At 65.0% G+C, this 320-nt stretch carries 1 pseudogene; it reads left to right on the top strand.

From position 1 onward, the window contains the following. Positions 1–121: 121 nt before the first annotated feature. A pseudogene (locus FVA95_RS29580) lies at positions 122–320 on the top strand (hypothetical protein); the annotation flags it as partial.

Below are 320 nucleotides of genomic sequence, written 5' to 3'. Positions count from 1 at the left end.
GCCAGGTCACGGCGGCCTGACCTGCAACACAACATCGCGGACGAACCTCAGACCCCGGCCATCTGTGGAACCCCGGCGCAACCGTCGACGTGTTTCCAAGCGTGAGCAGTTCTTGGACACGATGGACGCCACGATCCCGTGGGCAACGTGGGTCGGTGTGATCGAGCCGCGCTATTACCAGGACAAGCCCGGCAAGACCGGTCGGAAGGCCAAGCCGATCGAGACGATGCTGCGGATGTATCTGCTGCAGGCTGCGCACATCCCCACCACGATTCCCGGCCCTCCCGCTGTCGAGACGCCGAAGCCCGTGTCGAACCCCG

The sequence above is a fragment of the Pseudonocardia sp. EV170527-09 genome (genome assembly GCF_008369905.1).
Taxonomy (GTDB): domain Bacteria; phylum Actinomycetota; class Actinomycetes; order Mycobacteriales; family Pseudonocardiaceae; genus Pseudonocardia.
This window is presented reverse-complemented; position numbering and strand designations above follow the sequence as displayed.